At 42.4% G+C, this 24,585-nt stretch carries 16 protein-coding genes and 1 tRNA gene; 14 read left to right on the forward strand and 3 right to left on the reverse strand.

Annotated features, from left to right (window positions below; translation table 11 throughout):
- Positions 1-546 precede the first annotated feature (546 nt).
- A complete protein-coding gene (secDF, locus tag ISX59_RS17880; protein WP_005811728.1) occupies positions 547-3,570 on the forward strand; it encodes a protein translocase subunit SecDF in 3,024 nt (1,007 codons plus the stop codon).
- A gap of 68 nt (positions 3,571-3,638) precedes the next feature.
- Here the strand turns inward: secDF and ISX59_RS17885 are convergent.
- Positions 3,639-3,713 (reverse strand) — tRNA-Arg (locus ISX59_RS17885).
- 506 nt (positions 3,714-4,219) lie between these two features.
- Between ISX59_RS17885 and ISX59_RS17890 the strand changes: the two genes are divergently transcribed.
- Positions 4,220-6,070, forward strand: a complete 1,851-nt coding sequence (locus tag ISX59_RS17890; protein WP_005811730.1) for a 2-oxoacid:acceptor oxidoreductase subunit alpha — start codon at positions 4,220-4,222, stop codon at positions 6,068-6,070.
- Between the two features lie 3 nt (positions 6,071-6,073).
- Positions 6,074-7,084, forward strand: a complete 1,011-nt coding sequence (locus tag ISX59_RS17895) for a 2-oxoacid:ferredoxin oxidoreductase subunit beta (RefSeq protein ID WP_005781799.1) — start codon at positions 6,074-6,076, stop codon at positions 7,082-7,084.
- Between the two features lie 93 nt (positions 7,085-7,177).
- Here ISX59_RS17895 and ISX59_RS17900 read toward each other — a convergent pair whose 3' ends face one another.
- Together ISX59_RS17900 and upp are read right to left on the reverse strand one after the other, a co-directional pair.
- Complete coding sequence (locus ISX59_RS17900) at positions 7,178-8,047, reverse strand: glycerophosphodiester phosphodiesterase family protein (RefSeq protein ID WP_005822372.1); 870 nt, start codon at positions 8,045-8,047, stop codon at positions 7,178-7,180.
- A gap of 125 nt (positions 8,048-8,172) precedes the next feature.
- Entirely contained in the window at positions 8,173-8,826 is a 654-nt protein-coding gene (gene upp, locus ISX59_RS17905) for a uracil phosphoribosyltransferase (protein WP_005811733.1), read from the reverse strand.
- A 264-nt stretch (positions 8,827-9,090) separates the two neighbouring features.
- On the opposite strand from upp, the gene pckA reads away from it, so the two are divergent.
- The 11 genes from pckA (at position 9,091) to ISX59_RS21470 (ending at position 24,585) form a co-directional block, all read left to right on the forward strand.
- Positions 9,091-10,698 (forward strand): phosphoenolpyruvate carboxykinase (ATP), encoded by a 1,608-nt coding sequence (gene pckA, locus ISX59_RS17910; RefSeq protein ID WP_005781794.1) that lies wholly within the window; start codon positions 9,091-9,093, stop codon positions 10,696-10,698.
- Positions 10,699-12,011: 1,313 nt separating this feature from the next.
- Positions 12,012-15,167 carry a TonB-dependent receptor gene (locus ISX59_RS17915; RefSeq protein WP_220576122.1) on the forward strand — a complete coding sequence of 1,052 codons (3,156 nt, stop codon included), beginning with the start codon at positions 12,012-12,014 and terminating at the stop codon, positions 15,165-15,167.
- A 28-nt stretch (positions 15,168-15,195) separates the two neighbouring features.
- Positions 15,196-17,049, forward strand: a complete 1,854-nt coding sequence (locus tag ISX59_RS17920) for a RagB/SusD family nutrient uptake outer membrane protein (protein WP_220576123.1) — start codon at positions 15,196-15,198, stop codon at positions 17,047-17,049.
- 36 nt (positions 17,050-17,085) lie between these two features.
- Positions 17,086-17,562, forward strand: coding sequence for a hypothetical protein (locus tag ISX59_RS17925; protein ID WP_220576124.1), 477 nt, complete (start codon positions 17,086-17,088; stop codon positions 17,560-17,562).
- Positions 17,563-17,711: 149 nt separating this feature from the next.
- Positions 17,712-19,994 (forward strand): alpha-1,2-fucosyltransferase, encoded by a 2,283-nt coding sequence (locus ISX59_RS17930; protein ID WP_220576125.1) that lies wholly within the window; start codon positions 17,712-17,714, stop codon positions 19,992-19,994.
- Positions 19,991-21,205 carry a TIGR04157 family glycosyltransferase gene (locus ISX59_RS17935; protein ID WP_188521026.1) on the forward strand — a complete coding sequence of 405 codons (1,215 nt, stop codon included), beginning with the start codon at positions 19,991-19,993 and terminating at the stop codon, positions 21,203-21,205. Before ISX59_RS17930 ends, ISX59_RS17935 begins: the two co-directional genes overlap by 4 nt.
- A 39-nt stretch (positions 21,206-21,244) precedes the next feature.
- Entirely contained in the window at positions 21,245-21,490 is a 246-nt protein-coding gene (locus ISX59_RS17940) for a hypothetical protein (protein WP_005822378.1), read from the forward strand.
- A gap of 22 nt (positions 21,491-21,512) precedes the next feature.
- Complete coding sequence (locus ISX59_RS17945; RefSeq protein ID WP_188521027.1) at positions 21,513-22,673, forward strand: DUF4934 domain-containing protein; 1,161 nt, start codon at positions 21,513-21,515, stop codon at positions 22,671-22,673.
- A 98-nt stretch (positions 22,674-22,771) separates the two neighbouring features.
- Positions 22,772-23,011, forward strand: coding sequence for a hypothetical protein (locus ISX59_RS17950; protein ID WP_188521028.1), 240 nt, complete (start codon positions 22,772-22,774; stop codon positions 23,009-23,011).
- A gap of 74 nt (positions 23,012-23,085) precedes the next feature.
- The gene (locus tag ISX59_RS17955; protein WP_220576126.1) at positions 23,086-24,240 is read left to right on the forward strand and encodes a 6-bladed beta-propeller; all 1,155 of its coding nucleotides are present in this window, start codon (positions 23,086-23,088) and stop codon (positions 24,238-24,240) included.
- A gap of 90 nt (positions 24,241-24,330) precedes the next feature.
- The gene (locus tag ISX59_RS21470; RefSeq protein WP_188521030.1) at positions 24,331-24,585 is read left to right on the forward strand and encodes a TIGR04149 family rSAM-modified RiPP; all 255 of its coding nucleotides are present in this window, start codon (positions 24,331-24,333) and stop codon (positions 24,583-24,585) included.

Here is a 24,585-nt window from a genome sequence, read left to right on the forward strand (position 1 = left end):
TTTTCGGGAAAAGAAGTAAGCATTTACCCCAAAAGAAGTAAGCATTTTCCGAAAATGCTTACTTCTTTTCCCCCATATCTCTATATGTTATTCAAATTACATCTATTGTCCCGAAAAATAACACTTATCCGGACCTTATAATCTTCTAACAGCCTTCTCTCAACAGTCCTTATCGAAACATCAAAAAGACAGATTATCCTCCCCGGAAGACGTATCGGATACATTTACGTCCACACAGCTTTCTTTCTGAAAGAAAATGAAAGATAAAACCGAAAATGCGATAAACTCCGAAACGAAATAGAGCCGGTTTTCCGGGGCAACCTGTGCCAAGAAGCCGAAAAAATGAAATCTGAGAGCCTTCATTTGACATATTGCCAAAATGACAAACGATACTTCCAACAATATCCGCCAAAGCGTCTCAAAAATCCCCTTCACATTCAAATATTTGCCTCCTAATTACTTCTGAATGTGAAAAAAAAACTATATTTGCAGCCTTGTATGCGACAGAAATCAATTAAAATGTAATCATAATAAATTAAAAGTAAAATGCAAAACAAAGGATTTGTAAAGGTTTTTGCGGTATTACTCACGCTGGTATGCGTGTTCTACCTCTCTTTCTCCTTCGTGACTCGCCATTATACCAATAAGGCAAAAGAGTTTGCGAAAGGCGATGTGAAAGTAGAGCAGGACTACCTCGACTCTCTCTCCAACGAGAAAGTATGGTTGGGTAACTATACGCTGAAACAGTGTCGTGAAATGGAAATCAGTTTAGGTCTGGACCTTAAGGGAGGTATGAACGTTATCCTCGAAGTGTCTGTACCCGATGTTATCAAAGCATTGGCTGACAACAAGCCCGACGAAGCTTTCAACAAAGCACTGTCCGAAGCTGCCAAACAAGCTACTACCAGCCAGGACGACGTGATCACGCTGTTTATTAAAGAGTATCACAAGACTGCCCCGGGTGCCAAGCTTTCTGAACTCTTCGCAACACAACAGCTCAAAGACAAAGTAAACCAGAAATCATCTGACGCCGAAGTTGAAAAGGTGTTGAGAGAAGAAGTAAAAGCTGCCGTAACCAACTCCTACAACGTGCTTCGTACACGTATCGACCGCTTTGGTGTGGTTCAGCCCAACATCCAGAGCCTCGAGGACAAAATGGGACGTATCATGGTGGAACTTCCGGGTATCAAAGAACCCGAACGTGTAAGAAAGTTGCTCCAGGGATCGGCTAACCTTGAATTCTGGGAAACATACAACGCCAAAGAAGTAGCTCCTTACTTGCAGGCTGCCGACTCTAAACTCCGCGCAGTCCTGGCACACGAAACTACCGCCAACGATACTGTTGCCGCAGTAGATTCGACAGCCTTGGCTGCAACAGAAGCTACTCCCGATAAAGCAATCAGCGCCGCCGACAGCCTTGCTGCCGCACTGAAAGGTGGAGAAAAGAAACAGCAGGCTTCTTCTGCCGATCTGGAACAATTGAAAAAAGAACATCCGCTACTGGCCATCCTGAGTGTAAACCCCAACGGAGGTCCCGTAGTAGGTTACGCCAACTACAAAGATACAGCTACTGTCAATTCATACCTCGCTATGAAGGAAATAGCTGCCGAATTGCCGAAAGATCTCCGTTTAAAATGGGGTGTTTCTCCGTTCGAATACGATCCGAAAGGCCAGACTTTCGAATTGTATGCTATCAAATCGACCGAACGTAATGGCAAAGCACCGCTGGAAGGTGACGTTGTAACCGATGCCAAAGACGACTACGACCAATATGGCAAACCGTCTGTAAGCATGTCGATGAACTCTGACGGTGCACGCCGTTGGGCATTGCTGACCAAACAGAACATCAATAAGTCCATCGCCATCGTATTGGATAACTATGTATATTCCGCACCGAACGTAAGTAACGAAATCACAGGCGGTAACTCACAGATCACCGGCCACTTTACTCCGGAACAGGCAAAGGACTTGGCTAACGTATTGAAGTCCGGTAAGATGCCGGCTCCTGCACACATCGTTCAGGAAGACATCGTTGGTCCGTCATTAGGTCAGGAATCCATTAACGCAGGTATCTTCTCATTCGTTGTCGCTCTGATCCTGTTGATGATCTATATGTGCTCTATGTACGGATTCATCCCGGGTATGATTGCCAACGGCGCTTTGGTGCTGAACTTCTTCTTCACGCTGGGTATCCTTTCATCTTTCCAGGCCGCACTGACTATGTCAGGTATTGCCGGTATGGTGCTGTCACTCGGTATGGCGGTGGATGCGAACGTGTTGATCTACGAACGTACCAAAGAAGAGCTTCGTAGCGGTAAGGGCGTGAAGAAAGCATTGGCGGACGGTTATTCAAATGCCTTCTCTGCTATCTTCGACTCCAACTTGACTTCTATCATCACCGGTATCATCCTGTTCTACTTCGGTACAGGTCCGATCCGTGGTTTCGCCACAACCCTGATCATCGGTATCCTCTGTTCATTCTTCACAGCCGTGTTCATGACCCGTCTGGTTTACGAACACTTCATGAACAAAGACAAACTGCTGAATCTGACATTTACTTCACCTATCTCAAAGAAGATGCTGGTAAATACCCACTTCGACTTTATGGGTGGCAACAAGAAATGGTTGACTATCACAGGCGTGATCCTGCTGATCTGCATCGGTTCATTGGTAACCCGCGGTTTAAGCCAGAGTATCGACTTCACCGGTGGACGTAACTTCAAGGTTCAGTTCGAAAATCCGATTGAACCGGAACAGGTACGTGAGCTGATTTCTAACAAGTTCGGTGATGCCAACGTAAGTGTCATCTCTATCGGTACCGACAAGAAGACTGTACGTATCAGTACCAACTACCGCATTCAGGACGAAGGTAACAACGTGGACTCGGAAATCGAATCTTACCTGTACGAAGCATTGAAACCCATGCTGACTCAGAACATCACCCTGGCTACATTCATCGACCGTGACAACCACACAGGCGGCAGTATTATCAGTTCACAGAAAGTAGGTCCGAGTATCGCCGACGATATCAAGACTTCAGCTATCTGGTCGGTTGTATTCGCCCTGATCGCCATTGGTCTGTACATCCTGATCCGCTTCCGTAACATCGCTTATAGTGCGGGTTCCGTTGTAGCTCTGACCAGTGATACACTGATGATCTTAGGTGCATACTCCCTGTGCTGGGGCTGGATGCCGTTCTCTCTGGAAATTGACCAGACCTTCATCGGTGCCATCTTGACCGCTATCGGTTACTCAATCAACGATAAAGTGGTAATCTTCGACCGTGTTCGTGAGTTCTTCGGTCTGTATCCGAAACGCAATGTGAAACAGTTGTTCGACGACTCTCTGAACACAACTCTGGCACGTACCATCAATACCTCATTGAGTACGTTGATCGTATTGCTGTGTATCTTCATCCTGGGTGGTGATTCTATCCGCAGCTTTGCCTTCGCAATGATTCTGGGTGTTGTTATCGGTACACTGTCATCACTGTTCGTAGCTTCTCCGATTGCTTATATGATGCTGAAAAACAAAAAAGGTTCGGCACCGGCAACTACTACAGAAGAATAAAGCCTGATATATTATAAGGTAATAAAAAAGCCTCCTTCGCGATTATGCGAAGGAGGCTTTTTGTTTTATGGTAGCCCCGAGGAGAATCGAACCCCTATCTAAAGTTTAGGAAACTTCTATTCTATCCGTTGAACTACAGGGCCATGATAGATATCGACTGCAAAGATAACGCATTCTCCCGATTTGGCAAACCCCGAAGAATAGATTTATACAAGAAGAATATGCAAATACCTCCTATATCAATAAAGAATAGACGAGCGATCACAAGAATGAACTCAAAACACAAAAAACGAAAGAAAATTCAATTAAAATACAATCATATATCTACCTATCAAGCCGATTGAAGAGCAATTCGTCAGAAGAAGGGTGAAGAAGCAATATCAATCTGCTTGTCAGAATGCCTATATTCGGACAAAATGCAGACATTTTACTTACTCCGGAGAACAAAATAGCAGCAAAACGGGTATCTTTTAATAAAGCCCTACAGATAAATCAGAAAAGATTTTGTTAAGTCACTTAACTTTGCGAACTTTGCCTGCCACATATACAAGGAAGTGACAAACAAAAAAGACACGCTGGTGGTTAATATTCTAAGAACACACTAACACCGGTTAATGTTAATCCTAAATTTAAATATATAAATAGAATTATGGCAGACGAAATGATGGTTAAAGAATTGGAGGAAGTGGTTGTTCGCTTCTCCGGCGATTCCGGCGACGGTATGCAGTTGGCCGGCAACATCTTCTCGAACGTGTCGGCTACGGTTGGAAATGACATCTGTACATTTCCCGATTATCCGGCAGATATCCGTGCTCCGCAAGGGTCGCTGACAGGTGTGTCAGGTTTTCAGGTACACGTTGGCGCAAGTAAAATATTCACCCCCGGTGATCATTGCCACGTATTGGTAGCCATGAATCCCGCCGCACTGAAAACTCAAATTAAATTCTGTAAACCGCAGGGACTGGTCCTCACTGACTCCGACTCCTTCGGAGAAAAAGATCTGGAAAAAGCACAGTTTAAAACAGGCAACCCTTTTGAAGAGCTGGGAATCAAACAACAAGTGCTCGAAGTGCCCATCTCATCGATGTGCAAGGAGAGCCTCAAAGACTCCGGACTGGACAACAAAGCCATGCTGCGTTGCAAAAATATGTTCGCCCTCGGATTAGTATGCTGGTTGTTCAACCGTAACCTGTCCGCCGCAGAGAAAATGCTGAACGAGAAGTTCGCCAAGAAACCGGAAATTGCCGCTGCCAACATCAAAGTGCTGAACGACGGTTACAATTATGGAGCCAATACGCACGCTTCTACTTCCACTTACAAAATTGAAAGTAAAACTCCGAAAGCCGCAGGACTCTATACCGATATCAATGGTAACAAAGCTACATCGTACGGCCTGATCGCCGCTGCGGAAAAAGCCGGGTTGGAACTCTATTTAGGATCATATCCTATTACTCCCGCTACCGACATCCTGCACGAGCTTGCAAAACATAAATCAATGGGGGTGAAAACCGTTCAGTGTGAAGACGAAATTGCCGGATGTGCTTCGGCCGTTGGTGCGGCTTTTGCAGGCGATCTGGCTGTAACAACGACTTCGGGACCGGGTGTCTGCCTGAAAAGCGAAGCCATGAACCTGGCTGTTATTGCCGAACTGCCATTGGTCGTAATTAATGTACAGCGCGGGGGACCTTCTACCGGTATGCCAACCAAATCGGAACAAACCGACCTGTTGCAAGCCCTCTACGGACGCAATGGCGAAAGCCCGATGCCCGTCATTGCAGCCACTTCGCCCACTAACTGCTTTGATGCCGCCTATATGGCTGCCAAAATAGCTCTTGAGCACATGACTCCGGTAGTACTGCTGACCGATGCCTTCATCGCCAACGGTTCTGCGGCCTGGAAACTTCCTGACCTGGACGAATATCCGGCTATCAAACCGCCGTATGTGACACCGGAGATGGCCGAAACATGGACTCCGTTCCAACGTAACGAAAAGAGCGGCGCACGCTATTGGGCCGTTCCCGGAACAGAAGGATTCATGCACCGCATCGGCGGACTTGAAAAGAGTAATGAAACAGGTGTGATCTCTACAGAACCTGAGAACCACCAGAAAATGACGCTTCTACGCCAGGCTAAAATAGAAAAGATAGCCGACAGCATCCCCGAACTTGAAGTACAGGGCGATACTGATGCCGACCTGTTGGTAGTTGGCTGGGGCGGTACTTATGGACATCTCTATTCAGCTGTGGAACATATGCGCAAAAACGGAAAGAAAGTGGGACTTGCCCATTTCCAATATATCAATCCGCTGCCTAAGAACACCGCTGAAGTACTGAAGAAATACAAAAAGATCGTGGTGGCCGAACAGAACCTGGGACAGTTTGCAGGATATCTGCGCATGAAAGTGCCCGGATTGAATATCAGCCAGTTCAACCAAGTAAAGGGCCAGCCGTTCGTAACGAGAGAACTTGTAGAAGCATTTACTAAATTATTGGAGGAATAAGAGATGAGCGAAACAGTATATACAGCAAAAGATTATAAATCAGGCCAGCCTCGTTGGTGCCCGGGATGTGGTGACCACGCTTTCCTGAACTCTCTGCACAAGGCCATGGCCGAACTGGGAGTAGCTCCACACAACATTGCCGTAATCTCCGGTATCGGTTGTTCTTCCCGTTTGCCTTATTACGTCAACACTTACGGTTTCCATACCATTCATGGACGTGCAGCTGCTGTCGCAACAGGCGCCAAAGTAGCTAATCCGAATTTAACCATCTGGCAGATTTCCGGTGACGGTGACGGGCTGGCCATTGGCGGCAATCACTTCATCCATGCGGTACGTCGCAATATCGACCTGAATATGATTTTGTTGAACAACCGTATCTACGGTCTGACTAAAGGTCAATATTCTCCGACTTCCGACCGTGGTTTCGTCAGCAAATCGTCTCCTTACGGAACCGTAGAAGACCCGTTCCATCCGGCAGAGCTCTGCTTCGGAGCGCGCGGACGTTTCTTTGCGCGTTGTGTAGCAGTAGACGGACCGGCATCTGTCGAAGTCCTGAAAGCTGCCGCCAACCATAAAGGGGCATCAGTCGTAGAAGTTTTGCAAAACTGTGTCATCTTCAACGACGGCACACACGAATCGGTAGCAACCAAAGAGGGACGTTCTAAGAATGCAATCTATCTGGAGCATGGCAAACCGATGCTCTTCGGTGAGAACAAAGAATTCGGACTGATGCAGGAAGGTTTCGGACTGAAAGTGGTGAAAGTAGGCGAAAACGGCATTACGGAAAAAGACATCCTGGTTCACGATGCCCACAGCCAAGACAACACTTTGCAACTGAAGTTAGCACTGATGGAAGGACCGGATTTCCCGATTGCACTCGGTGTGATTCGTGACGTGGAAGCTCCAACCTATAACGATGCAATCGTTGAACAGATCGACGAAGTGAAAGGCAAAAAGAAGTATCACAACTTCAAGGAGTTACTGATGACCAATGAAACATGGGAAGTAAAATAAAACACCCTTCCCGTTAATTCATATGATCTAAAAATAAGGGGTATCGTTGAACGATACCCCTTATTTTTAGATCATATCTGTCCCCGCATCGTTTCACTCCTTCCATGTATGCTCTGGTCTGTATTTCTTCACAAACAATTCCGGTCTGTCCGTAGCCAACACATCCACTCCAAGTTCAATAGCTTTCCGGTCGGACTCTTCCACATTGTCGGTGCCCAATGCTAACGCAAGCACTCTCAACCCTTTTTTATGGCAACGCTCCACCAAATGCTCATCCAATGAATCGATCCGGATAACTGCAATATTAGGGTTTATTTCCGCTATAACCTTATCAAGTTCGGCACCACCTCCCACATACGCTTGCAAAGTCCGTACTTCAGGAGCCGCCTCACGAAATGCTTTTGCTTGTTTGTCCGACCAAAAAGTGAATGTACAATTTTCCAGCATTCCTTCTCTGCGCACCAGACTGAGCAATTGCCCGAAGTCCCCCGAACGATAATCGAGGGTCAGTTTTAATCCGTTCTGTTTGGCCTTGCGCAACAAAACCTCCAACCGGGGTACGCGCTGCCCCTTGAACTCTTCTCCGAACCACGAACCTGCGTCCAGCGTATCAATATCCGCCGAAAGCCATCCGGCAATCGGTCCTGTTCCATTCGTCGTACGGTCTAAAGTAGAGTCGTGTAACAAATAAAACACACTGTCCTTGCTGATACAGACATCACACTCCATAAAGTCAATCTTATACTTTATACAAGAATCCGCTGAAGCCAACGTATTTTCCGGCGCGATGCAATCGGCTCCCCGGTGCCCGCTCAGTTCCGGCAGCCGGACGGGATCACTCTTACAAGCCCCGACCGATAAAGCAAAAGACGTATAAACAGCTATTGAGAATATTTTAGAAAATTTATTTTTCACTTTAATTATATCTTTCCACGTTTCATTATAGTGGTGACAAAGATACATAAATCTCTTCTTTCTTGCTTGCCATCAGAAACCATTTTATAAAAAAACAGCCTGCCTTCTTCTCCCCGATCCATAATCAGAGAGCAAGAAGGCAGGCTGTCCGGTCATCACCTTTTCTATCTTTTTTACTCTTTCTCACCGAAAGCAAGATCGCCCGCATCGCCCAAACCGGGAACAATATACGAATGCTCATTAATCTCAGGATCGATAGCGGCACACCAGATCGTAGTTTTATCTTCTGGCAGAATAGAGGCTATATGGTCTACAGCCCTCTGGCTGGCAATAATCGAAGCGACATGAATCTCAGAAGGATGCCCCTTGGTCAGCATAGCCTGATAACTCAGCTCCATACTGCCACCTGTGGCAAGCATCGGGTCTGTAATGATAAGAGTTTTTCCGTCAATACGCGGTGAAGCGATATATTCAATATGTATGTCAAATTTCAGCGTATCTTTGTACTTGCGATAAGCTGAAACGAACGCATTCTCAGCATAATCGAAGTAACTCAGGAAACCCTGGTGGAAAGGCAGGCCGGCACGAAGTATCGTACTGATAACTAACTGATTGTCCGGTGTACTGACAGGTGCTATTCCCAACGGGGTCTGTATCTCCTTTACCGAATAAGCGAACGTCTTGCTCATTTCATAAGCCATTACCTCGCCGATACGTTCAATATTACGGCGAAAACGCAAGCGGTCGTTTTGAACCTCAACGTTCCTTATCTCTGATACATACTGATTCAATATTGAGTTTGTCTCACTTAAATTAATAATCTTCATCTTTTCAACTGCGTTTTAATATTCAGATTTTATACGGTGCAAAGTAAGTGATAATCTTTCAATTTGCAACGTTCAGTTTGCAGATATTGTTACGTAAATATAAAACGGTTTCTATTAAAGAAAAATTTCTCTAATATATTCTTTGTTTCCAAAGAAAGCATTACTTTTGTAGTCGATTTACAAGGGTATGTTTAAAAACATTCCTCTCCAAATGCCAGAAAGAGATAATAAACAATATACCAATTTTAATTAATTCAAAAGAAAATGGCAAATTTAGATTTAAGCAAGTACGGTATTACAGGTGTTACTGAAATTGTGCACAACCCGTCTTACGATGTATTGTTCGCTGAAGAAACCAAACCGGGTTTGGAAGGTTTTGAAAAAGGTCAAGTAACAAACATGGGCGCTGTAAACGTTATGACTGGCGTTTATACAGGACGTTCTCCTAAAGATAAATTCTTCGTTAAAGATGCTACCAGCGAAAACACAGTATGGTGGACTTCTGAAGAATACAAAAACGACAACAAACCGGTAGACCAGAAATGCTGGAACGCCGTTAAAGATTTGGCAACTAAAGAACTTTCTAACAAAAGACTGTACGTTGTTGACGCATTCTGTGGTGCTAACGAAAATACTCGCCTGAAACTGCGCTTCATCATGGAAGTAGCTTGGCAGGCTCACTTCGTAACAAACATGTTCATCCGTCCGACAGCTGAAGAACTGGCTAACTTCGGTGAACCTGATTTCGTTATCATGAACGCTTCTAAAGCTAAAGTTGAAAACTACAAAGAATTGGGTCTGAACTCAGAAACTGCTGTTGTATTCAACTTGACTGAGAAGATCCAGGTTATCCTGAACACTTGGTATGGTGGTGAAATGAAGAAAGGTATGTTCTCTTACATGAACTACTTACTGCCATTGAAAGGCATGGCTTCTATGCACTGCTCTGCTAACACAGATAAAGAAGGTAAGAGCTCAGCTATTTTCTTCGGTCTGTCCGGTACAGGTAAAACAACTTTGTCTACTGACCCGAAACGTCTGTTGATTGGTGACGACGAACACGGATGGGACGATGAAGGTGTATTCAACTTCGAAGGTGGTTGCTATGCTAAGGTTATCAACCTTGACAAAGAAAGCGAACCGGATATCTGGAACGCTATCAAACGCGACGCTCTGTTGGAGAACTGTACTGTAAACGCTGAAGGTGAAATCAACTTCGCTGACAAATCAGTAACAGAAAACACTCGTGTTTCTTATCCTATCTACCACATCGAAAACATCGTTAAACCGGTGTCTAAAGGTCCTCACGCAAAACAAGTTATCTTCTTGTCAGCTGACGCATTCGGTGTATTGCCTCCGGTATCTATCCTGAATCCGGAACAGACTCAGTACTACTTCCTGTCTGGATTTACAGCTAAATTGGCTGGTACAGAACGTGGTATCACTGAACCGACTCCGACATTCTCTGCTTGCTTCGGTGCTGCTTTCTTGTCACTGCACCCGACTAAATACGGAGAAGAACTGGTTAAGAAGATGCAGAAGACCGGTGCAAAAGCATATTTGGTTAACACAGGCTGGAACGGTACCGGCAAACGTATCTCTATCAAAGATACTCGTGGTATCATTGACGCTATCCTTGACGGTTCTATCGACAAAGCTCCTACTAAGGTTATCCCTTACTTCGACTTTGTTGTTCCGACAGAACTTCCGGGTGTTGATCCGAAGATCCTTGATCCTCGCGATACTTATGCTGATCCTGCACAGTGGGACGAAAAAGCAAAAGATCTTGCAGGTCGTTTCATCAAGAACTTTGCTAAGTTCACTGGAAACGAAGCTGGTAAGAAGTTGGTTGCTGCTGGTCCGAAACTCTAATCAGACAAAGTTAACAACTTTAAATAACCGAAAGGCGACTCCGCAAGGAGCCGCCTTTCTTTTTATCCTATATTGCATAAACCCCATCGATCCCCCCCTCTCAATCAAACCTTGTTTATGTCATTTTCATATTATTCTTCCTCTATATATAAAAAACGACAATCGCCAGAAGCATTAATAAACACACTCACCACGCAATTAAATTCCCAATCCCGGGAGCCTTCGGACAAAACTCATCCCATCCTTCAGAAAAACCATCTTCTTCACACAATCTTTTTCATCTTAGGGGCTAAGATGTACATCTTCAGTGCCACGATGTTCATCTTAGCCGCCAAGATACACATCGTGCCTGTGAAGATGAACTTAAAATGCCTTCCCTTACAGGTTTTCTATTGATGCTTTAACAGTTTAGAACGGATAAAATCTTATTTAAGAATTTGCTCCTTTGTATTCTCCTGACTTTCCTATAACAATCGAGCCCTTTGGAAAACAAGTGGAAAACAAGTGAAGAAAATTGAAACAGTTGCTTAGAATAACAGAATAATCACATGCACAGAACAACAACACATAGGAAGAAACTATTTAATGACCTCAAATATGGAACTTCGGACGTAATAACAAAATGGATAACTTAATAAACGAGAAAATAAAAATAGAAGAGTAGAAATCTTAAAAGAAATACTAAGTTCTTTCAGTACTTAGAAATCACACTAACAAACAACAAATAGCCCTTAAATCCAGTTAACCATTGCATTTGCAATTATTAGTATTTATTATGGGCTCAAAGATAATAAGAAGTTAATACTCTTGCAACTTTTTACTATATTTTTTATCGAAACACAATTTATGTAATATATACTTAATAAAACTAAGGACCTTACCCTATTCAGATACTATTTAAATAACACAAGTATGTTATAAATAGTGTTTATAATACGTTCTGAAAACATTAGTCATTTGTATTTCAATCATTTAAATACATTATCAGTAGAATATTGGTATTATGCATAACCCACATACATATCAAAATGCCTAATAAAGTTCATTTATTTCTTTCGATCAGTCTACTATAAACCTTATAATAAATTAATTACATGTGTATAAAGTACTGAAAGAACCTATCTTAATTTAGCTCTGTTTTTCAGCCAACAATCAGCATAGTTCAGCAAAGTTACCGAACAGACTTAATATTATAAACCAAATGCTAATGCCTATGAGAACCTAAAAGAATCTTTTCGCACTGATATATATTAGACAATCTAATCTATATCTCCCCAAATCACATTTTTATGTTTAACCGAATAATTTAATGTATGACAAAAAGAACTAACCTGTTTCCGAAGCTCACATGCCCTCGAGAAATGCACTTTTTGAAAATAGCAGGCATCAGTCTCCTGTTATTCTGCACGACATCACAAGTTGCCGTAGCAGACACTTATGAAACATATGCTGTCACAGCCACACAGCAGAGTAAAACGGAGAAACTCACAGGTAAAATAGTCGATGAAAACGGAGAAGCCATTATCGGTGCCTCTGTAAAAGTACAAGGAAGCACTATCGGCACCATTACCAACCTGGAAGGAGAATTCACTCTGTCCAATGCCCCTCGCAAGGCCGTACTTGAAATCAGCTACATCGGATACAAACCGTTGGAAATCGCTATTGGAAAGTCCAGAGATTTGCGTATCACCATGGAAGAAGACACCAAGACACTGGATGAAGTCATCGTGGTAGGTTATGGCACGACTTCCAAACGTAAAACCACTGCTGCCATTGCCAGTGTCAACACCGAAGACATCGTTAAAGCGCCAACGGCAAACATCACCCAAAGCCTGGCAGGACGTGCACCGGGTCTGTTGGTTACAACCAGCGGTGGCGGTCTGAACAATTTCTCCAGTATCTCTATCCGTGGTGGCGGTACTCCTCTTTATGTAATCGACGATGTTATCTCGGAAGAGCGCGATTTCCGCAACCTGAATGCTGAAGATATCGAACAAATCACGATTTTGAAAGATGCTGCCTCTACTGCTGTTTACGGTGCACGTGCCGCCGACGGTATTGTTATGGTAGTCACCAAACAAGGTAAAGCAGGAAAAATGAGTATCAACTACAACTTCAACTATAACTGGAGTCAGCCTGCCAATATGCCCAATAAGCTGGATGCTCACGATGCAGCCTTCTACAAGAACATGAGTATGACCAATGACGGATTGGCACCGGCTTATACGGATGCCGAACTGGAGTTGTTCCGCAACGGGTCAGATCCACGTAAATATCCCAATACCGACTGGCAGAAACTCTGCTTGAAGAACTTCGCACCAGAAATGCAGCATACCCTGACCGTTACCGGTGGTAGTGAAAAGATAAAAGCATACACTTCACTGGGATTCTACGATCAGAAGTCACTCTATAAGTTCGACGTAAACAGCTTCAAACGCTATAACTTCCGCACAAACATTGTAGCGGACTTCAAAGAAATAGGCTTGAAAGTCACTTCCAGCATCGAAGCTTATAAGACGGACTTAAGATCGCCCAATGCCAAATCAGGAGACAGCTATTATCACACCTGGGGACATATCCAGAATAAAGCTCCCTGGGAAATAGCTTATAACCCGAACGGACAGATATTCAATACGCCGGACAACCCATTGATGGAAATCTCCCCCGAAGCCGGATACACTAAGAACGAAAACCTCAGTGCCATAGCCAACCTCGCACTGGAATGGAGCGTACCTTATGTACCGGGCCTTCGATTGAAAGCACTGGGTAACTACCGCATTAACAATGACAAGTCAAAGAGCTGGAAAAAATCACCTTTAGCATATGACTGGGACGGCAATCCCAACGATCCGGGCAAACCTTCACTGAGTAAGTCTTACTCAAACTGGTCATCGTACACCGTACAAGGCTTCGCCAATTACGATCGCACATTTAATAAGGTACATACCATCAGCGCCACTGCCGGTATCGAAGCTTACAAGCTCTTCACTGACGACTCATCATTATCCCGCGAAGAGTATTTGCTGGATGTAGACCAAATTAACGCAGGCCCTGTATCCACCGCTAAAAACAGTTCATCGGAAAGTGAACAAGCACGTGCCGGTGTAGTAGCCCGACTGAAATACGACTATGCCAGCAAATATGTGGCCGAAGTTAGCCTCCGTTATGATGGTAGCGACAGATTCCCACGCGGCAAACGCTGGGGAACATTCTATGCTGGCTCTCTTGCATGGGTCATCTCGGAAGAAAGTTTCTGGAAAACAATAAAGGACCGGCATATCTTCGACCAGTTCAAGGTGAGAACTTCTTATGGAGAGATCGGTTCAGACGCCATCGGACGCTATGCCTACCTGCAATCATATACTCCGAACGATCGTGGTTATCTGCTGAACGGAAGCTGGTATCCGGGATTTTCCGAAGGCGCTCTGGTCAGCAAAGATATTACGTGGTACACCACCCGTGACTTCAATATCGGTTTCGACTTCGGATCGCTCAACAACCGTCTTTCTGGTTCTGTAGACTATTTCCGCAAAAGTACCAAAGGTTATTTGACCTCTCCGTCAGCAGTAGCTTATACCGACCCGTTGGGTATCGCATTACCCAAAGTAAAGTCAAACGGTGAATTCATCCGCCAGGGTGCTGAGTTTATTCTGCAATGGAAAGAGAAGAGAGGTGATTTCGAATACACTCTTTCGGGTAACTTTACTTACTTCGATCAATACTGGAATATCAATCCGAATGAAGCGGAGACAGATACCAAAAACCCATACAAACGCACGACTCAAGCCAAAGGATATTGGGGTATCGGATACGACTGTCTGGGCTATTACCAGAATCAGGAAGATATAATGAACTCACCTAAAAGACAGAGTTCCACCAACCTGGGTGCAGGAGACCTGAAATACAATGACTTCAACGGTGACGGTATCATTGATGGCTCCGACCAACACCGTATCGGTAAAAACAGTATGCCTCGCGGTCAATATGGTTTCAGTGCCGACTTAAACTATAAGGGTTGGTTCATGAACATGCTGTGGCAGGGAGCCACTCCCGCCGATCTCTACATGGGTGGTATGATCCAGGGAAGCCAAAGCGGCAGCGGCTATCCCCCTGTTATCTATGACTTCCAGACCGATGTATGGACTCCGAATAATACGGGAGCCCGCTATCCACGTTTGAGAAGTACGGCAAGCTACAATGGCAGTAACAACTACGGCAGTTCGGACTTCTGGCTGATCAACACAGGGTATCTTCGTCTGAAGACACTATCCATCGGTTACGATTTCAAACATAAATTACTGAAAAGAGTAGCATGGATGAATAAATGCAACGTTTCTCTGAATGGTTATAACTTATTGACTTTCAGCAAAGCGAATAAGTTCGATATCGACCCGGAAATCGGTGACGGAAACCTTTATACCTATCCGGTTTCAAGAGTATACTCCATCAGTGTCAATGTAGGATTCTAATAATATGAACTTAAAAAGAAGACAATATATGAAATTCATAAAATACATCACTCCCGCGCTCTTTTGCGCAGCACTGACACTCCAGAGCTGTGAACACTTCCTGGATACGAAGCCTATGGAATCTTATTCGGAAGACCTTGTCTGGAGTCTGAAATCAACAGCGGACGCTTTTGTATTGCAAACTTACAACAACGTCCTGCCATTCTACCACGATATCCGTACCGAAGAGCAATGGACTCTAAACTCGGTCATGCGGCAAAATTGCCCGAATGAAGCCAGAGACCTTATGAACCGCGACTGGGGATGGGGATTCAACCAGTTCGGTACCATCCGCCGATGTAATCTGATCATCGAAAAATCGCAAGCGTCTACAGGCCTGTCCGATGCTGATAAAAAAGCACTGGTAGCCGAAGGAAAAATGCTGCGTGCCATGACCTATTATTACATTGCCAAACATTGCGGACGCGTAATCTGGGTTGACCATGTACTGGCAGAAACCGATGAATTCAATCTGCCTCTTACAGAATCTATCGACAAAACATACGATTTGATTCTGAAAGATATAGACGATGCCATCGCAGGATTGCCCGAATCATCCTTGCAGGGACGTATCAATGCCAATGCCGCACGTGCGTTGAAATCAGAAGTCTGTTTAACGGCTGCTGCCTACAGCACAGACGACACACGTAAAAAGTCACTCTTTGAGCAAACTGTAGCTGCTGTAGACGGTATACAAGGATACACACTGGACAGCAATTATGGCAGCATGTTCAATCAGGATGGCGCCAAAACTTCTCCCGAAATCATCCTGGCACGATATTATAGCAAAGATAACACAAATGGTGCAGGAACACTTATGCAGGAGATGCTGCCTAACCAAAGCAACAAGCGCTTGGAGGACTACGGAGGACGTCCGTTCTTTAATCAGGATCTGGTGTTTGAATGCTGGCTGGAACACTCGCCTTCTCAAAACCTGGTAGACGATTATTTAGTGATTGACCAGACCACCAACCAAGGTGTGAAATGGAACAAGTCGACACAGTTTCTAAACAATACAACCACGTTATCCAATGCCGATGTAGCCGACATGGCCGTAGATTCCAAAGAACTGGACGCCAGCAGTCTGGCATACAGGACAAACAGCAGTGATCCCAATGTACAGATCAACGATTTTATCTACAAAAATCGTGACCAACGCTTCTACCACTCCATCCAGTATGATTCATGTATGTTCTACAATGAACTGATCACCCTTCACAAGGGAGGAAACCTACACAGAACAGCTGTAGACGGTAAAACACCGGGTAACGGATATATCCCTATAACAAACTACATCTGGCGCAAATATATCTATATCAATGCCGAACGTATTTTCTGGAACAATCCGACCGACTTCCATTATGTAATCTTCCGTTATGGCCGCGCGTTGCTGAATAAAGCCGAAGCGTTGCTCGGACTGGCCAAATACGATGCATCGAAAGTGAGCAGTGCGGTAGCCACATTCAACCAGACACGCACCACCCATGGCAACCTTCCTCCTTCTATTGCCACTTCACTGGCTGACGCATGGAACGATTACAAGATTGAACGTCATGTAGACTTAGCTTTGGAGGGTGATTATTACTGGAGCTTGTTGCGTTGGGGCATGTACGGAGGAGAGGCCAACCACGGAAAACCTGCAGGAGACATCATTCCGGAACTGAGTTCACCGGCAACTTTTATTGAAATCAGCCAGGACAGACACCGCATGTTTGTAGGTACCGTAGGTTACACCAACGCCGACCGTACATTCTCTAAGAAGCGTTACCTGTTCCCGATTACACAAAGCATTATCAATGCCAACTCTGCCATCAATGACAGTGACCAGAACCCGGGATGGTAAACGTAGTATTTCATTAATAAACTAAAGAAAAGTAATATGAAGAGAATCAAATTATCTGATACGAAATGGCTCATGTTGCTGTTGATGTGTATGCCACTCATCGCTTCATGCAGTAAAGAAGACCTGCCCGCCTACGAAGAGGCGGAAATAACCAAAGTAGGCGCTTACCACCGCTTCTACTCCGGTGATAAGGATGCCCTCACCGGAGAAAACATTGTGGCTGAAAAGGAATTGGACCGTACAAACGACATTGACTCCGACAACGGAATTGCTACAGCCGTATTTACAATTCCTGCCGCAGGAGGCAAATTTACAGAGGCTGAACGCTCCAAGGTATCATTGAATAACCTCGTGGTTTACGTCAATATATCTACTGCTGCACGTGTCACCCCATTGGACGGTTCACCTAAATTCGGTGTACCTGCCGATTGGACCCAAGAGCATAAATATAGCGTAATGGCTGCTGACGGTACAAAAAAAATCTGGACCATAAAAGTTAGTCTTAATAAATAGCCCGCATGATTATGGCTTATAAAAGTCACAGATTTCAATAGGTAAGTATTGCTTAATTATTAAATGTTTTTTAAAGCCGTTGGTGAACGCATTTATGAGAATAAATCGTGATCCAACGGCTTTTTCAATAAGAAAAACATAATTTACATATGAAAATAGGAATCATCTACATTGTCACAGGCCCCTACATTAAATTCTGGAATGAATTTTATTCATCCAGCCAACTTTATTTTTGTGTAGAGGCAGAAAAAAACTATGAGGTATTTACCGATTCTTCGGAATTAGCCTCACAACGACTTCCTAATGTCCATATGCACCTAATTGAAGACAAAGGCTGGATTGTCAACGTATCTTCTAAATCAAAATTCATCTGCGAGATACGAAATCAATTGACTTCTTATGACTACATATTCTATCTAAATGGCAATTTCAAATTCATATCTCCCATTTATTGTGATGAAATACTACCACAAGCTGAACACAACTATCTGACAGCACTCTCATTCAGCCATTATTTAACTATCCATCCCGATCATTATCCCTATGACCGAAATAAAAACTGTAATGCATTCATACCTTACGGGCAAGGAAAATATTACTTTCAGGGAGGTTTCTACGGTGGACGTACCCAAGAAGTACTGTCCTTATCAGAATGGTGTCGTGATGCCATAGAAGCAGATTTTAACAAGAAAGTCATCGCCCGCTTCCATGACGAGTCATATATCAATCGCTATCTACTAACCCAGCATCCCAAAGTCCTAAATGACAAATATGCCTTTCAAGACATATGGCCATATGAAGGTGAATATAAAGCTATTGTGTTAAATAAAGAAGAAGTACCGGAAGACAATAACCTACAGGAAATGAAACAGAACTATATAGATCCGTCTCTTTCATTTTTATTGAATGACGAATTAAAGTTCATCCCCATCAGTATTGTACAACTCTACGGTGGATTAGGAAATCAAATGTTCGGATATGCCTTTTATCTTTATATCCGCCATATATCAACACAAGAACGAAAGCTGTTGATAGATCCTGCCCCATGCAAACGTTACGGAAATCACAATGGATATGAACTGCCTTCCATTTTCAGCAAGATATGCCAAGACATACACATCTCGGACGAGACGAAGAATAACATCCGAAAACTACGTAAAGGAACAAGTCTTTCCATAGAGGAGGTACGTGCCTCAATGCCCCAATCTTTCAAAGAAAAGAAACAGCCAATCATCTTTTATTCAGGTTGCTGGCAATGTGTAACCTATGTAGAGACCGTTAAAGACGAAATTAAAAAGGATTTCATTTTTGATGAATCAAAACTTAATGAGCCTTCTGCCCAAATGCTCCGTATCATACGTCGCAGTAATTCAGTCAGTGTCCACATTCGTCGCAATGATTACCTTATTGGGAATAATGAATTCCTGTATGGAGGTATCTGTACAAAATCTTATTACGAGAAAGCCATCAGCCAGATGTATACATTACTTAAAGATGAGCCTATCTTTATTTATTTCACGGACGATCCTGAATGGGTAAGGAGTAATTTTGCTTTGGACAAAAGCTATTTAGTGGATTGGAATAAAAACAAAGATAATTGGCAGGATATGTATCTGATGTCAGCCTGTCGTCATCACATCATAGCTAATAGCAGTTTCAGTTGGTGGGCCGCCTGGTTGGGAGGCTTTCCTGAGAAGAAAGTAATAGTTCCCTCCACTTGGCTAAACGGTATGCAAACTCCGGATATCCTCCCGACAGAATGGATAAAAATACCCATAACTCCGGATAAGAAGATATTGGACCGAATTTGTAATCATTTGATACTACATAGCAGTTATATGAAACAGCTGGGACTGAATTCCGGCAAAATGGGCGTCGTAATATTCTTCTTTCATTATGCACGATATACCCAGAACCCTCTTTACGAAAATTATGCGGGAGACCTGTTTGATGAACTGTATGAAGAAATTCACAAAGGAATATCTTTCAGCTTTTTGGACGGCCTTTGCGGTATTGCCTGGGCAGTGGAATATTTGGTACACGAACAATTTATTGAAGGTAACACAGACGATTCATTAGCAGAAATAGACTTTAAGGTTATGCAAATTGACCCCCGACGGTTTACTGATTATAGCTTTGAAACCGGACTGGAAGGAATCGCATGCTATGTACTGAGTCGCTTGCTCTCTCCCCGAGTTTGCAGTTCATCACTTACTTTAGACTCCGTCTATCTGAAGGACTTAACAGAGGCATGCCGGAAAGTTCCGGTTGATAAGGCAAACTATACACGTCTATTTTTGAACTATATAGAGTCGAAAGAAGTGGGTTATTCCTTCAAGGATGTGCTAATGCAAGTTCTAAACCATTCGGAGAAAGCATTCGGATCAGATGGTCTGACGTGGCAAACCGGACTAACAATGATTATGCGATGAGACATATTTATATTTTCAACAATGCAACACGTGCTGCCGAATATGGTATAGGTACGTACATTAATCAAATGCTTTGTGCCCTCAGAGAAGTGCCCCAGCTGTATATCACCTTGATTAACCTGAATACTGAGAAAACAGAATTAACAGTAGAACAAGAAAGCATAAGAATCATCCAAATCCCAGTCATAAAATACCCAAGTACAGATGCCAACTACTACAGATATTACAGAAATCTGCTATATGCATTAATTCCTCATATACGTATCGAAGATGAAAACATATTCCATCTGAACTATTTACATAATCGTCCTATCGCATCATTGCTGAAACAACAATACCCCGATTGCCGGATATTACTCACTATACACTATATGGACTGGTGTTTTACCCTGAAAGGTAATACTTCGCTCTTCAAACGGATACTGGCTAAAACAGAAGGTACCAAGAATAATCAAGAGGAAGAGATATATCAAGACTTCCAGAATGACAGCAGGCTTTTTAAAGAAGTCGACCGGATTATATGCCTATCGAAGTACACCAGCCAATTGCTCTACACTACATATAATATTCCGATAGAGAAAATAACATTGATTTATAATGGTTTGGAAGACAAAGCTATTTTCTTGACCAAGGCCGAGAAAAAGCAGAAGAAACAATCGCTACTGTTCGATAAAGAAGATAAAATAATACTTTTTGTAGGACGACTGGATGAAATCAAAGGGCTGGACGTTTTGATAAAAGCCTTTCGAGAGGTGTTGCACAAAGAACCGAAAGCCCGACTATTAATAGTAGGTGATGGAAATTTCAAAACTTATATGGAAGAAGCCACTGATTTAGCTGGCAGGATAACATATACGGGAAAAGTAAACAAAGAACAACTATATGAATATTATCAAATAGCAACAGTAGGCGTAATGCCTTCTTTTCACGAGCAATGTAGCTATGTTGGAATAGAGATGATGATGCACGGCATCCCACTTATAGGAACCGACTCTACCGGATTAAGTGAAATGGTCGAAGAAGAATGCCGGCTACACATTGATGAAAACAATAAATCATTGATTGTCCTGGAAGAGCTAAGCGGTTTATTGTCAACCATATTAAGTAACTCCCCCAATAACGACCTGAGAACAAAATATCGAAAACGATACGAAAATAATTATTCATTATCCGCCATGAAAACAAAGTTCCTGCATCTGCTGAATACTTGAGATAATCACAAATTATTAATCACTTAAAAAAACAAAACGATGAAAACATTGAAAAAAGTAACACTAAAAGATTGTCCGGATCATTCATTATTAAGCGATGAAGAACAAAAATTTGTTCTCGGAGGAATGACTACTGCAAGGAAATGTAATGTCAGCACTACTTGTGACGACGGTACTGAACTTGAAATAACAGACTGCATAGGCAACTGCTATTCAGAGTCGGGGATATCCGTATCATGTGTCGGCGCAACACAGACCTTAACAAAGTCTTGTACCATTGAGTAAATACACCTCTAAAAACTATAATATGAATACATCTCTCCCATTTCTAACAGCTATATGCTGTACACTCTTCTCCTGCACTGCCACTGTAGCAGTGCAGGAAAAAGACGTACCTATAAGTTTAGCTTATCATGAAGCCAAAGAAGAACAGGCTCCTTTGCTCTCTACACTCGTTTCTAATATAGACTACATAGCATTAGAAACGATAGATGCAACATTAGGAGACTATTTTTACTTAACCTTATTAGACGAGTACATCATAGCAGATACAAGCACAGGATGCCATCTCTTTAACCTCAAAAATGGAAAGTATATCCGTACAATTGGAATGATAGGAGACCAGAGCCCCATGGGGTATTCTACATGCACAGACCCTCCCTATGCTGTTAAAAACGAAATACTACTAAAAGGATTTGATAAAAAGTTTAAGGTTTTCTCTATAAATGAAGGCAAACTGCTAAAAACTCTTCCGGGTGAAGAAGATTTGAAATCAGATCTTATGTATGATGTAATCTTTCCGCTTAATGACTCTACGATGTTACTTTATTCTAACAATTTGTTGGGAGTCAATAAATATAACCTACAAGTTCGAACCTACGAAGGGCACATACTTAAAGAATTCCCTTCAACAAACTGTTTTCAAAAAAAACAGAATATACTGTGCAAGATGGCAAATGAAGGAGAATTTTATTCCTATAACAATGACGTATATATGCATGAGTTTACCAGCGATACAATCTTTCAAATAGATAAAGAACTAAACTTACATCCCTACTATATACTCGACTTAAAAGGAGCTTTACCGGCTCCAGATTGTCGGGAAATGAATAACTGGAAAAGTCATTATGTAATGTTTGGAGATATTGTAGAGACTGATCGGTACTTGATATTAGAAAGAAGCTCCTTCTACTCTTATGGATGTATATATGATAAAATGCTAAAGAAAACAATACGAATAAACAGAGAAAAAGAGAATAATGGTTTTATAAATGACATTGACGGAGTTTTCCCATTCTGGCCACAAAGCAGGGGTAGAGGAACATCATCGAACAAAGTATGGCAAATGGTATCGGCCGAATCCTTCTTGAAATATGCTAATTCAAAAAACAGAAAGTTATTTCAGAAAACAATCCACGAAGAAGATAATCCAGTTGTCATAATCGGCACAGTTAAAACAGAGAAGTAAGCCTAAGAATAAAAAGCATAAATCCCTAATATTAAGTCTATAGCGTCATATGACACCAGAATAATATTTAATTATTAACTATTTAAAACCAAGAAAAGATGAAAACATTAAAGAAAGTTACATTAAAAGATGCACCCAAAGAAATGATATTGAGTGCTGGAGAACAAAAACTGGTAATTGGAGGTGCAGTAAGATCAACAGATTGCAGCACGACTTGCAAAAATGGTACAACTTTAGAAATCACTAACTGTAATGGAGATTGTAGCTCAAAAAACAATTATTCAGTAACATGTACAGGAGAGACACAGACACTGACTAAAACATGTAAAGACAATTAGTGTCGATAGTTACAACAGAGTTGAGACTATTAAATTACAAAAAAATAGTCTCAACTCTTAAACAAAATTGAAGTATGAGAAAATACATCTTACCATATATAGCGATCATAATGATTCTGGGTTCGTTGTTTTCATGTGCCTATTTTAATGATTCAGAGAACAAAGTGATACAACTTGCATGTGACACTACTAATGAGCATCCGGCCCCCTTACTTTCTACACTTATCTCTAAAATTGAGTATATTCCTCTTGAGACAAATGATACGACTTTGGGAGATTATTGGGATGCAGTGGTTACAGATAAATATATAGTCACAGCTACCAGTACAGGTTGCCATGTGTTCTCGCGGAAAAATGGTGCATTTATTCGGACTATCGGAATGATAGGTGATCAGGGGGCACTCGGCTATTCTTCGTTTACGTCCCCTCTATATGTTATTAATAATAGGGTTCTTCTTAAAAGGAATAAAGAACTTATACTTTTTTCTGTGGAAGACGGTACTTTGCTCAGAAAGATCACAATGGAGGAGGAAGAAGGACAGACCTATGACGATATGGTACCATTAAATGATACGACAATGATTATATATTCTCACAACCAAACAGGAGAAAACGAATATAACCTACAAATACGTACTTTCTCCGGAGAAGTATTGAAAACAGTTCCGGCCTCCAATCGATTTGAGAGAATAGACAAAACAGCAAGAGTCAGTTTTAATAACGAATGTGTTTTCTATAATTATGGCTCCAATATCTACATGCGTGAATTTACCTGCGATACCATATATAAGATAGATACAAGCATGAATTTTATTCCATATTGCTCTTTAGAATTAGGAGACAAATTACCCCCGGCAAATAGCAGAGAAGAGTGGAAAAGTTACTATCTCAGATTTGGAAAGATCATTGAGACCAAGCGCTATTTGATTCTGTCAGAAACCGGAGTAACGAGCTCAGATGCTCGATTTGGTTTTATTTATGATAAAACTTCCGGAAGAACAATACATCTCAATCACATAGATGACGGTAACGGATTTAGAAATGATTTAGATGGCTTCATTAACTTCTGGCCCATAAAGTCAAGAGGAAATGAAACGCAGGAAATATGGCAAATAATCCAAGCAGAAGACTTATTGAAGCAAGCGAGTTACAAGCAAAAGAAATATCCATTTTTAAGAACCATTCACGAAGAAGATAATCCAATTGTCATCATAGGGACCACAATATAAATAAAGTCGGACAGCTAATAGAGAATGCCTTGGAAGTTACCAAGATTCTTTAAAATAATCCCTTATTATTAACCATTTAAATTCAAAAAAATGAAAACATTAAAGAAAATGATCTTAAATGACGAACAAGAAGTAGACGTTTTAAAGAACGAAGAAATGAAACAAGTACTTGGTGGGTTCGGATGGGATCCAAGGTGCACGGTCGACTGTAAACAAAGTGGTATCAGCCCTTTACCGCCTCCCGTTTCCATTACGGACTGCAGAGGTAATTGCTATGTAAGTTCGAACGAAGTCAGATGTTTCGAAGCAGAAGTAAGAGTTGCCATATGCGGTGATAGATCTTAA

Source organism: Bacteroides sp. FSHCM14E1, assembly GCF_019633785.1.
In the GTDB taxonomy this organism is placed as follows: domain Bacteria; phylum Bacteroidota; class Bacteroidia; order Bacteroidales; family Bacteroidaceae; genus Bacteroides; species Bacteroides hominis.

Bases quoted from the DNA above. Each gene is read 5' to 3' on its own strand.
- ISX59_RS17940 (WP_005822378.1), top strand. From the start codon at position 21,245: ATGAAAACATTGAAAAAAGTAACACTAAAAGATTGTCCGGATCATTCA.
- ISX59_RS17955 (WP_220576126.1), top strand. From the start codon at position 23,086: ATGAGAAAATACATCTTACCATATATAGCGATCATAATGATTCTGGGT.
- ISX59_RS17915 (WP_220576122.1), top strand. From the start codon at position 12,012: ATGACAAAAAGAACTAACCTGTTTCCGAAGCTCACATGCCCTCGAGAA.
- ISX59_RS17925 (WP_220576124.1), top strand. From the start codon at position 17,086: ATGAAGAGAATCAAATTATCTGATACGAAATGGCTCATGTTGCTGTTG.
- upp (WP_005811733.1), bottom strand. From the start codon at position 8,826: ATGAAGATTATTAATTTAAGTGAGACAAACTCAATATTGAATCAGTAT.
- ISX59_RS17890 (WP_005811730.1), top strand. From the start codon at position 4,220: ATGGCAGACGAAATGATGGTTAAAGAATTGGAGGAAGTGGTTGTTCGC.
- ISX59_RS17900 (WP_005822372.1), bottom strand. From the start codon at position 8,047: ATGTATCTTTGTCACCACTATAATGAAACGTGGAAAGATATAATTAAA.
- pckA (WP_005781794.1), top strand. From the start codon at position 9,091: ATGGCAAATTTAGATTTAAGCAAGTACGGTATTACAGGTGTTACTGAA.
- ISX59_RS17930 (WP_220576125.1), top strand. From the start codon at position 17,712: ATGAAAATAGGAATCATCTACATTGTCACAGGCCCCTACATTAAATTC.
- secDF (WP_005811728.1), top strand. From the start codon at position 547: ATGCAAAACAAAGGATTTGTAAAGGTTTTTGCGGTATTACTCACGCTG.
- ISX59_RS17920 (WP_220576123.1), top strand. From the start codon at position 15,196: ATGAAATTCATAAAATACATCACTCCCGCGCTCTTTTGCGCAGCACTG.
- ISX59_RS17945 (WP_188521027.1), top strand. From the start codon at position 21,513: ATGAATACATCTCTCCCATTTCTAACAGCTATATGCTGTACACTCTTC.
- ISX59_RS17950 (WP_188521028.1), top strand. From the start codon at position 22,772: ATGAAAACATTAAAGAAAGTTACATTAAAAGATGCACCCAAAGAAATG.
- ISX59_RS17895 (WP_005781799.1), top strand. From the start codon at position 6,074: ATGAGCGAAACAGTATATACAGCAAAAGATTATAAATCAGGCCAGCCT.
- ISX59_RS17935 (WP_188521026.1), top strand. From the start codon at position 19,991: ATGAGACATATTTATATTTTCAACAATGCAACACGTGCTGCCGAATAT.
- ISX59_RS21470 (WP_188521030.1), top strand. From the start codon at position 24,331: ATGAAAACATTAAAGAAAATGATCTTAAATGACGAACAAGAAGTAGAC.